The following is a 10037-nucleotide window of genomic DNA, read 5'->3' on the forward strand; positions in this document are numbered from 1 at the left end:
GACCGGCCCGCCTCAGCCGATCGGCCGATCTGTCGTCACTTCTGTTCCACCAACGCCTTGTTGAGCTGGACGACATTGACGCCCGGCTGCCCGAGGAAGCCCAGCGGGCGGCCGTCGGTGTTCTTGTCGACCAGTTTGCGGACGGTTTCCACCGGCAGGTTGCGGGCCTTGGCGACCCGCTCGACCTGCTCCTGGGCGTAGGCGGTGGAGATGTGCGGGTCCAGGCCCGAGCCGGAGGCGGTGAGGGCGTCCACCGGGACGCTCGCCGGGTCGACGCCGTCGAACGCGGCGACGGCCTGGCGGCGGTCCTCGATGCTCTTGGCGAGGTCCTCGCTGTTGGGGCCCAGGTTGGACGCGCCGGATGCCTTGGGGTCGTAGGCGCCCGGGCGGGGCTGGAACCACTGCGGGTCGGGGCGGGGGGCCTCGTCCGGGTCGTCCGGGTTCTGCTTGGGGAGGTTGAAGTTCTGGCCCAGCAGGCTGGAGCCGGCCTCCTTGCCGTCGACCTCGACGATCGAGCCGTTCGCCTTGTCGGCGAAGGCCAGTTGGGAGATGCCGGTGACCAGCAGCGGGTAGGCGATGCCGAGGAGCACCGTCAGGACCAGCAGGGCGCGCAGCGCGGTGAGGTGGGTGCGCACGGCGGTGGGCAGGGGCTTGGACATGATGCGTTCTCCTCTCTTGCTAGTTGAGGCCGGGGACGAACTGGACGACCAGGTCGATCAGCTTGATGCCGACGAACGGGACGACCAGGCCGCCGAGGCCGTAGAGGCCGATGTTGCGACGCAGCAGCGAACTGGCGTCGGAGGGGCGGTACTTCACCCCGCGCAGGGCCAGCGGGATCAGGCCGACGATGACCAGGGCGTTGAAGATGATCGCCGAGGTGATCGCGGACTGGGGGCTGTGCAGCTGCATGATGTTGAGCTTGTCCAGGCCCGGGTAGACCGCCGCGAACATCGCCGGGATGATCGCGAAGTACTTGGCGACGTCGTTGGCGATGGAGAAGGTGGTCAGCGCGCCGCGGGTGATCAGGAGCTGCTTGCCGATCTCGACGATCTCGATCAGCTTGGTCGGGTCGGAGTCCAGGTCGACCATGTTGCCGGCCTCCTTGGCCGCCATGGTCCCGGTGTTCATCGCGACACCGACGTCGGCCTGGGCGAGGGCGGGGGCGTCGTTGGTGCCGTCGCCCGTCATCGCGACCAGCTTTCCGCCGGCCTGTTCCTTCTTGATCAGGGCCATCTTGTCCTCGGGGGTGGCCTCGGCGAGGAAGTCGTCCACGCCCGCCTCCTCCGCGATCGCCCGGGCGGTCAGCGGGTTGTCGCCGGTGATCATGACGGTCCTGATGCCCATCCGGCGCAGCTCGTCGAACCGCTCCCGCATGCCCTCCTTCACCACGTCCTTGAGGTGGATCACACCGAGGACCCGGGCCGGCGCGTCGGCGACCCTGGTGGCCACGACCAGCGGGGTGCCACCGGCCGCGGAGATCCCGTCGACCAGGTCGGCGACGTCCCTGCCGACCGTGCCGCCGTTCTCGGTGACCCAGTTGGTGACCGAACCCGCAGCGCCCTTGCGGACCTGGTGCACACCTTCTGATTCGTCGAGGTCCACGCCCGACATCCGGGTCTGGGCGGTGAACGGCACCCAGGTGGCGTGCGTCAACTCGCCCTGGGCGCGGGCCCGCAGGCCGTACTCCGTCTTGGCGAGGACGACGATCGAGCGACCCTCCGGCGTCTCGTCCGCCAGCGAGGACAACTGCGCCGCGTCCGCGAGGTCCCCGATGCCCACGCCCTCGGCCGGCCGGAACTCGGCGGCCTGCCGGTTGCCGAGGGTGATGGTGCCGGTCTTGTCGAGCAGCAGGGTGTTGACGTCGCCCGCCGCCTCGACGGCGCGGCCCGACATCGCCAGCACATTGCGCTGCACCAGCCGGTCCATGCCGGCGATGCCGATCGCCGAGAGCAGCGCGCCGATGGTGGTCGGGATCAGCGCCACGATCAGCGCGACCAGCACGATCATCGACTGCGGCGCACCGGCGTAGGTGGCCATCGGCTGCAGGGTGACGACCGCCACCAGGAAGACGATGGTCAGCGAGGCCAGCAGGATGTTGAGCGCGATCTCGTTCGGCGTCTTCTGCCGGGCGGCGCCCTCGACCAGGGCGATCATCCGGTCGATGAAGGACTTGCCGGGCTCCGAGGCGATCTTCACCACGATCCGGTCCGACAGCACCTTGGTGCCACCGGTCACGGCCGAGCGGTCGCCGCCCGACTCCCGGATCACCGGCGCGGACTCGCCCGTGATCGCCGACTCGTCGACGGAGGCCACGCCCTCGACGACGTCACCGTCACCGGGGATGATCTGGCCGGCCTCGACCACCACATGGTCACCGAGCCGCAGCGCGGTACCGGCGACCTCCTCCTCGGCCCGCGAGCGCGGCCAGTCGGTGAGGCGGCGGGCCATGGTGTCGGTCTTGGTCCGGCGCAGGGTGTCCGCCTGCGCCTTGCCGCGGCCCTCGGCGACGGCCTCGGCCAGGTTGGCGAAGACCGTGGTCAGCCAGAGCCACACCGTGATCGACCAGGCGAACACGCTGGGGTCGGCGATCGCGGCGACCGTGGTGACGACCGAGCCGACCTCGACCACGAACATCACCGGGTTCTTGACCATCACCCGGGGGTCGAGCTTCTTCACCGCGTCCGGCAGGGACGCCAGGATCAGCTTCGGGTCCAGCAGGCCGCCGGACACTCTGTGCGGCGCCTCGGCGGACGACGCCTCCGACTGCGGGACCGGCTTCCCGGCCCGCTCGGATTCTTCGGTCATGGTGGACGACATCAGGAGAGACCTTCCGCGATCGGCCCGAGAGCCAGGGCCGGGAAGTAGGTGAGGCCGACGACGATCAGGACGACGCCCGACAGCAGGCCCACGAACAGCGGCTTGTGGGTGGGCAGGGTGCCCGGGGTGGCGGGGACCGGCTGCTGCTGGGCGAGCGCGCCGGCCAGGGCCAGGACGAAGACCATCGGCAGGAACCGGCCGAACACCATCGCCAGACCGATCGCGGTGTCGTACCAGTCCGTGTTCACCGTGATGCCGGCGAACGCCGAACCGTTGTTGTTGGCGCCCGAGGTGAAGGCGTACAGCACCTCGGAGAAGCCGTGGGCGCCCGAGTTCAGCATCCCGGCCCGCTCGCCCGGCAGCGCCATCGCGACACCGGTGCCGACCAGCACCAGGGTCGGCGTGGTCAGGATGTAGAGGGAGGCGAACTTCATCTCCCGGCCGCCGAGCTTCTTGCCCAGGTACTCGGGGGTTCGGCCGACCATCAGACCGGCCACGAAGACCGCGACGATCGCCAGCACCAGCATCCCGTACAGGCCCGAGCCCACACCGCCGGGCGCGATCTCGCCCAGCATCATGTTGAACATCGTCAGCCCGCCGCCGAACGCGGTGTACGAGTCGTGGAAGGAGTTCACCGCACCGGTCGAGGTCAGCGTCGTCGAGGCCGCGAACAGGCTGGACGCCGCGATGCCGAACCGCTGCTCCTTGCCCTCCATCGCGCCGCCCGCCGACTGCAGCGCGGAGCCCGCGTGGTGCGACTCGGCCAGGGTCAGCAGCGCCACCGAGGCGACCCAGAACAGGCCCATCACCGAGACGATCGCGTAGCCCTGGCGGTTGTCCCCGACCATCCGGCCGAAGGCCCGCGGCAGCGCGAACGGGATCACCAGGATGAGGAAGATCTCCAGGAAGTTGCTCAGCCCGGTCGGGTTCTCGAACGGGTGCGCCGAGTTGGCGTTGTAGAAGCCGCCGCCGTTGGTGCCCAGCAGCTTGATGACCTCCTGCGAGGCCACCGCCCCGCCCGGGACCGACTGCGGGTCGCCCGCCAGCGTGGCCACCTCGTGGAAGCCGTGGAAGTTCTGCACCACGCCGGTGGCCACCAGGGCCAGCGCGAACACGATCGAGACCGGCAGCAGCAGCCGGACGCTGACCCGGGTGAGGTCCACCCAGAAGTTGCCCAGCCGGTCGGTGCGGTTGCGGGTGAAGCCCCGGATCAGGGTGGCGACCACCGCGATGCCGACGGCCGCGGAGACGAAGTTCTGCACCGCCAGACCGGCCATCTGGGCCAGGTGCCCCATCGCGGCCTCGCCGCTGTAGGACTGCCAGTTGGTGTTGGCCACGAAGGAGATCGCGGTGTTCCACGCCTGGTGGCCGGACATCTGTTCGACGCCCAGGCCCAGCGGCAGCCACTGCTGCACCCGGATCAGGGTGTAGAGGAAGAGGACGGACACCGCCGAGAAGGCCAGCACCGAACGCAGGTAGACCGGCCAGCGCTGGTCGGCGTCGGCGTCCACGCCGATCACCTTGTACAGGGCCTGCTCGGCTCTGAGGTGCTTCTTCGAAGTGAGGGTGTGGGCGATGTAGTCGCCCAGGGGGCGGTAGCACAGGGCCAGCGCGCCCACCAGGGCGAGGACCTGCAGCCAGCCCGCGAGAGTCGAACTCATGTCAGAACTTCTCCGGGTAGATCAGCGCGAGAACGAGGTAGCCGACGAGGGCCACGGCCACGATGAGACCTGCGATGTTCTCAGCGCTCACAGCTTCTCCACCCCCCGCGCGATCAGGGCGATGACGCCGAACACGGCGACCGTGACGACGACGTAGATGAGATCGGACATGGACTCCACCACGGTGGTTCGGAGGTGGCCGCGGCCCGCGTACGTGTACCGGCACGGCGCGCCGGCGGAGAGGCCGGCAAGGCCCAGCCAACCGCGCTCACGGAGCGTCAACGGCGTTCTTGACGCCCTCCATACGGCGCCCGTTCGATTGTTGACGGGCTCCATACGGGGCCTTGTCCGGGCTGTGACCGGGTGCGCAACCGGGTGTGTGACCGGGTACGGCGCGGCCCCGGACAGCGGGTGCTGTCCGGGGCCGCGTACCTCGTTGACCGGCGCCTACGCGTGCTCGGGGGCCTGCAGCTTCTCCCGCTCCCGCCGCACCGCCGGCTCACCGCGCCGGACCGCGCCCGGGGCCCGCCCCGAGGGCCGGTTCGCCCGGTTGGAGGAGGTCAGCTGCCACGGCACGCTGATCACCATCACACCCGGGGTGAACAGCAGCCGGCTCTTCAGCCAGAGCGCCGACTGGTTGTGCAGCAGGTGCTCCCACCAGTGCCCGACCACGTACTCCGGGATGAACACCGCCACCGCGTCCCGCGGGCTGGTCCGCCGGTAGTCCCGCACGTACTGGACCACCGGCTTGGTGATCTCCCGGTACGGCGAGTCCAGCACCTTGAGCGGCACCGGCAGGGCCAGCTCCTCCCAGCGGCGCTCCAGTTCCCCGGTGGCGTCCGGCTCGACCGCGACCGTGAGCGCCTCCAGCGAGTCCGGCGCGAACGCCTGCGCGTAGCCGATCGCCCGCAGGGTGGGCTTGTGCACCTTGGAGACCAGCACGATGCCGTGCACCCGGGACGGCCGCACCGACTCGGCCTCCGGGTCGTCCACCGCCAGTTCCTCGGCGACGCCGTCGTAGTGCCGGCGGATGCCGCGCATCATCACCCACAGCACCGCCGCCGCGACCACGGCCAGCCAGGCGCCCTGGGTGAACTTGGTCAGCAGCACGATGACCAGCACCAGCGCGGTCGTGACCGCGCCGAAGAAGTTGATCACCCGGGAGCGCTGGGCGGCGCCCCGCACCGCCGGGTCGGTCTCGGTGGCCAGGGCCCGGTTCCAGTGCTTCACCATGCCGATCTGCGACAGCGTGAAGGAGGTGAAGACGCCCAGGATGTAGAGGTGGATCAGGCTGGTGACGTCGGCGTCGTACAGCCAGAGGAGTCCGCCGGCCACCACCGCGAGCGCGATGATGCCGTTGGAGAAGGCCAACCGGTCGCCGCGGGTGTGCATCTGCCGGGGCAGGTAGCGGTGCTCGGCCAGGATCGAGGCCAGCAGCGGGAAGCCGTTGAACGCCGTGTTGGCCGCCAGGATCAGCACCAGCGCGGTGACCGTCTGGATGAAGTAGAAGAGGACACTGCCGTCCCCGCCGAGGATCGCCGCCGCCAGCTGGGCGATCACGGTCTGCTGCGGCGCGGTCGCGCAGTCCCCGGGGAAGCCGGTGAGGTGGCAGGCGTTGTCGGCGATGTGGACCTTGGAGATCAGGGCCAGCGCGGTGATGCCGATGAACATCACCACCGCCGTGGTGCCCATCACCGCCATGGTCGCGGCGGCGTTCCTCGACTTCGGCGCCCGGAACGCCGGCACGCCGTTGGAGATCGCCTCCACCCCGGTCAGCGCCGTGCAGCCGGAGGCGAAGGCGCGCAGGCCCAGCATCAGCAGCCCCAGCCCGGCCAGGGTGTCCTTGCCGTCCTCCGGCACGATCCCGTACGCGGCGCTGGCCGCCACCGGGGCGTCGCCGAGCGCCACCCGGACCAGCCCGGTGACCACCATCAGCAGGATGCCGCCGATGAACAGGTAGGTCGGCGCGGCGAAGGCCTTGCCGGACTCCCGGACACCGCGCAGGTTCACCGCCATCAGCAGGACGACGAAGCCGACCGCCAGCTCCACCCGGTGGTCCGCCAGCGAGGGCAGCGCGGAGATGATGTTGTCCACGCCGGAGGCCACCGAGACGGCGACCGTCATCACGTAGTCGACCAGCAGCGAGGCGGCCACCACCAGGCCCGAGTTGGCGCCCAGGTTGCGCGACACCACCTCGTAGGAGCCGCCGCCGCTGGGGTAGGCGTGCACGACCTGGCGGTAGGACATCACCACGACCGCCATCAGCGCGACCACACCGGCCGCGACCCACGGGGTCAGGTTGAGGAAGGCGGCGCCACCGACGGTGAGCACCAGCAGGATCTCCTGGGTCGCGTAGGCGACCGAGGAGAGCGGGTCGGAGGCGAAGATCGGCAGGGCCAGGCGCTTGGGGAGCAGCGTCTCGCCGAGCTCCTCGCTGCGCATGGCCCGGCCGATCACTAGGCGCTTGAGCGCCTGGGGCAGGTTGAACACATGGGCGAGCGTAAGGGCGCACACCGGGCGCGCAATGGGACGTCGTGGCGTGCGCGGGACGCCCGGCACGCCCGAGCGGCGGGATGTTTCCGCAGGTCGGAGCCGCTATGGGCGGGGCGTTCCGGGCGTACTGGAGGCATTTCGGGGGCTGCCGGAGGGGCCGTTAAGACATCGTCAAGATATGACGATCGGCTCGCTTACATCCGGGCATAAGGCACTAATTCACCCGGCACCAATCCCCCCCGGCACGCTTTGGCCTCCGTCACATCCGCATCCGGAGCCGGCAGACCACCGCGTCGGTGTGCCGGCGCAGGGCGCGGTCGATCACGGCGCCGCGGCGGTTCTGCAGCGCGCGCTGCCAGGGCCGGGCCGGCTCGACCTCGGGGATGAGGACGGTGAGACGGTCGTAGGCGTGCTCGGTGGCGAGCTCGTTGACGAAGTCCGCGATCGGCTGCCCCAGCCGGCGGTGGCCGTCCGGGATCTCCACCAGCGGGACGCCCGGAGCCCACAGCTCCCAGTCCCGGCGCAGCGTCTCGGTCTCGGCACCGTCGTGGACGACGGTGACGGCCATGACCTCGTCGCCGAGGGAGAGGGCGGCGGAGAGGCCGTCGCGGGTGAGGCGGGTGATCGCGGTGACCGGGACGACGACCAGGCTGCGCTGCGGGGTGAGCGGGCCGGGGACGCGGCCGAGTTCCAGGCGCTCGCCGATCCGGGCGTAGCTGCGGTGGACCGCTTCGAAGAGCAGCACCAGCAGGGGCAGCGCCAGGCAGATGCCCCAGGCGCCCTCGGTGAACTTGGTGCCGGTGACCACCAGGGTGGCGGTGCCGGTGAGCAGCGCGCCGAAGCCGTTGAGGGCGGCCTTGGCCTGCCAGTGGGCCGGCCTCTCCAGCGCCCAGTGCCGGACCATGCCTACCTGGCAGACGGTGAAGCCGACGAAGACGCCGATCGCGAAGAGCGGGACCAGGCTGTTGACGTCGCCGCCGGAGGCTACCAGCAGCACGGCCGAGACGGCGGCCAGGAACAGCACTCCGTGGCGGTGCACCTGGCGGTCGGCACGCAGGGCGAAGACGTGCGGCAGGTGGTTGTCGCGGGCCAGCAGGTGGAGCAGGACGGGCAGGCCGCCGAAGGAGGTGTTGGCGGCCAGGCCGAGCAGCACGACGGTGGCGAACTGGACGACGTAGAAGCCGACGCCGTGGCCGAGCGAGGCGTCGGCGAGCTGGGCGAGCACGGTGACGCCCTCGACCGGCTGGAGGTGGAAGCGGCCGATCAGCACGGCCAGTCCGATGAGCATCACGCCGAGCAGCGCGCCGAGCGCGACCTCGGTGCGCTGGGCGCGCTTCACGCCCGGCGCGCGGAAGGACGGGACGGCGTTCGCCACCGCCTCCACGCCGGTGAGTGCCGAGCAGCCGGCCGCGAAGGCCTTGAGCAGCAGCAGCGCGCCGACCGCCGTGGCGTTCTCCGTCAGCACCGAGGCGTGCCCGGCGGCGGCCTCGGTACTCGCCGGCGCGTCCCGGAACAGGCCGACCACGACGATCGCCAGGATCGACAGCACGAAGACGGCCGTGGGCGCCATGAACCAGCGGGCGGACTCGGCGATCCCGCGCAGGTTCACCGCCGTCACCAGCGCCAGCACGCCCAGGCACAGCCACACCCGGTCCTCGTACAGGCCCGGCACGGCCGAGGTCAGCGCCGCCACACCCGCCGTCACCGAGACCGCGACGTTCAGCACGTAGTCGATCACCAGGGAGGCCGCGGCCGTCAGCGCCGTCCGCCGGCCCAGGTGCGCCTTCGCCACCGCGTAGGAGCCGCCGCCGTCCGGGAACGCCGCGATCACCTGCCGGTAGGAGGCCACCAGCACCGCCAGCAACACCGCGATCGCCACCGTCACGGGCAGGGTGAACCCGAGCCCGTACGCCCCGGCCGCCGCGAGCACCAGCACGATCGACTCCGGCCCGTAGGCCACCGAGGCCATCGCGTCCAGGGAGAGCGCCGCCAGTCCGCCGGACACGGTCAGCCGGTGCCGGTCGTCACCGCCCCCGTCGGACGCCGCGGCGCCGGTGTCCGGCGGCTCGGGCTCGGCGGCGAGGGCCGGGGAGAGGGGGCTGGACATCGGACGGGACCTCCGCAGTCGATCGGTTGCTCCGATCCTGCGGGCCGTGGCCCGGCGTCACCGCTGGCCCGTACGGGTTCCTGACGCTCCCCGTACCGCTTCTGACGGTTTCTTGACGGGCCGGGGGCGTGTGCGAGGCGGGCTTGGGCGGGGTGGGCGGACCGCTGTCCCGGCGGGCGCCGGTTGGGAAGACGATCAGCTGTGAAGGAGGACTCCCGGCGCGCTCTCGCACGACCGGGACTGCTCTGCAGGCAAGCCGAAACGGTCCGACCCCACCCTGCCCCACCACTGTGCTGCCTGTTTGAGGTAATTGCAAGTAGTTCGCAATAAGTCCACCCCCGAGTGATCCACTACTCTCCGCACATGGTCATCCACTCCCCGCAACTCCCCGTTCTCCTGATCGACCTGGACCACACCCTGGTCGAACGCGAGGGCGGCCCCGACGCCTGGACCCCGGCCTTCTGCGCCACCCACGGCCTGCCGCCCGAGGCCGCCCCCACCGTCTTCGGCCTCTTCCGCGCCGACCGCTCCCCCACCGGCTTCGCCCGGATCGCCGCCCACTACGGCCTCCCGCACACCGGCACCGCCCTCTGGGAGGAACACGTCGCCCACGAGGCCGCCCGCACCCACCCGCTCCCCGGCGCCCCCGAAGCCCTCGCCGCCCTGCGCGCGGCCGGCTGGCCCATCGCCGTCGTCACCAACGGCTGCACCGACATCCAGCGCGCCAAACTCACCCGCACCGGCCTGCTCCCCGCCGTCGACGCCGTCGTCGTCTCCGAGGAGGCCGGCACCCGCAAACCCGACCCCGCGATCTTCCACCTCGCCGCCGCCCGCCTCGGCCGCACCCTCACCCCCGCCGACTGGATGGTCGGCAACAACCCCGCCACCGATCTCCGCGGCGCCCACGCCACCGGCCTCCGCTCCATCTGGATCACCCCGACCCCACCCCCACCCCTCCC

8 protein-coding genes are annotated in these 10037 nt (G+C 71.1%); 1 reads left to right on the forward strand and 7 read right to left on the reverse strand.

What is annotated here, in order from left to right:
* Nucleotides 1-35: 35 nt before the first annotated feature.
* The 7 genes from kdpC to BI06_RS22060 all read right to left on the reverse strand — a co-directional run bounded on the left by kdpC (nucleotide 36) and on the right by BI06_RS22060 (nucleotide 9078).
* Complete coding sequence (gene kdpC, locus BI06_RS22030; protein ID WP_043470772.1) at nucleotides 36-659, reverse strand: potassium-transporting ATPase subunit KdpC; 624 nt, start codon at nucleotides 657-659, stop codon at nucleotides 36-38.
* A gap of 19 nt (nucleotides 660-678) precedes the next feature.
* Nucleotides 679-2817 carry a potassium-transporting ATPase subunit KdpB gene (gene kdpB, locus BI06_RS22035; protein ID WP_233290255.1) on the reverse strand — a complete coding sequence of 713 codons (2139 nt, stop codon included), beginning with the start codon at nucleotides 2815-2817 and terminating at the stop codon, nucleotides 679-681.
* On the reverse strand, nucleotides 2817-4478 hold the full coding sequence (gene kdpA / locus BI06_RS22040) for a potassium-transporting ATPase subunit KdpA (protein WP_043470774.1): 1662 nt from the start codon (nucleotides 4476-4478) through the stop codon (nucleotides 2817-2819). The genes kdpB and kdpA overlap by 1 nt, the downstream gene beginning before the upstream one ends.
* Before the next feature lies 1 nt (nucleotide 4479).
* The gene (gene kdpF, locus BI06_RS48250; RefSeq protein ID WP_043470777.1) at nucleotides 4480-4569 is read right to left on the reverse strand and encodes a K(+)-transporting ATPase subunit F; all 90 of its coding nucleotides are present in this window, start codon (nucleotides 4567-4569) and stop codon (nucleotides 4480-4482) included.
* The gene (locus BI06_RS48255) at nucleotides 4566-4760 is read right to left on the reverse strand and encodes a hypothetical protein (protein WP_043470780.1); all 195 of its coding nucleotides are present in this window, start codon (nucleotides 4758-4760) and stop codon (nucleotides 4566-4568) included. The genes kdpF and BI06_RS48255 overlap by 4 nt, the downstream gene beginning before the upstream one ends.
* 165 nt (nucleotides 4761-4925) lie before the next feature.
* A complete protein-coding gene (locus BI06_RS22055; protein ID WP_051741717.1) occupies nucleotides 4926-6920 on the reverse strand; it encodes an APC family permease in 1995 nt (664 codons plus the stop codon).
* Between the two features lie 310 nt (nucleotides 6921-7230).
* Nucleotides 7231-9078 carry an APC family permease gene (locus BI06_RS22060; protein WP_043470783.1) on the reverse strand — a complete coding sequence of 616 codons (1848 nt, stop codon included), beginning with the start codon at nucleotides 9076-9078 and terminating at the stop codon, nucleotides 7231-7233.
* Between the two features lie 363 nt (nucleotides 9079-9441).
* Here BI06_RS22060 and BI06_RS46595 point away from each other — a divergent pair.
* Nucleotides 9442-10037: HAD family hydrolase (locus BI06_RS46595; RefSeq protein WP_082558641.1), on the forward strand; the 596-nt coding region annotated here is incomplete at its 3' end.

This window comes from Kitasatospora sp. MBT66 (assembly GCF_000710405.2).
GTDB classification, from domain to species: domain Bacteria; phylum Actinomycetota; class Actinomycetes; order Streptomycetales; family Streptomycetaceae; genus Kitasatospora; species Kitasatospora purpeofusca.

Bases quoted from the DNA above. Each gene is read 5' to 3' on its own strand.
- kdpC (WP_043470772.1), bottom strand. From the start codon at position 659: ATGTCCAAGCCCCTGCCCACCGCCGTGCGCACCCACCTCACCGCGCTG.
- kdpB (WP_233290255.1), bottom strand. From the start codon at position 2,817: ATGTCGTCCACCATGACCGAAGAATCCGAGCGGGCCGGGAAGCCGGTC.
- kdpA (WP_043470774.1), bottom strand. From the start codon at position 4,478: ATGAGTTCGACTCTCGCGGGCTGGCTGCAGGTCCTCGCCCTGGTGGGC.
- BI06_RS22055 (WP_051741717.1), bottom strand. From the start codon at position 6,920: ATGCGCAGCGAGGAGCTCGGCGAGACGCTGCTCCCCAAGCGCCTGGCC.
- BI06_RS22060 (WP_043470783.1), bottom strand. From the start codon at position 9,078: ATGTCCAGCCCCCTCTCCCCGGCCCTCGCCGCCGAGCCCGAGCCGCCG.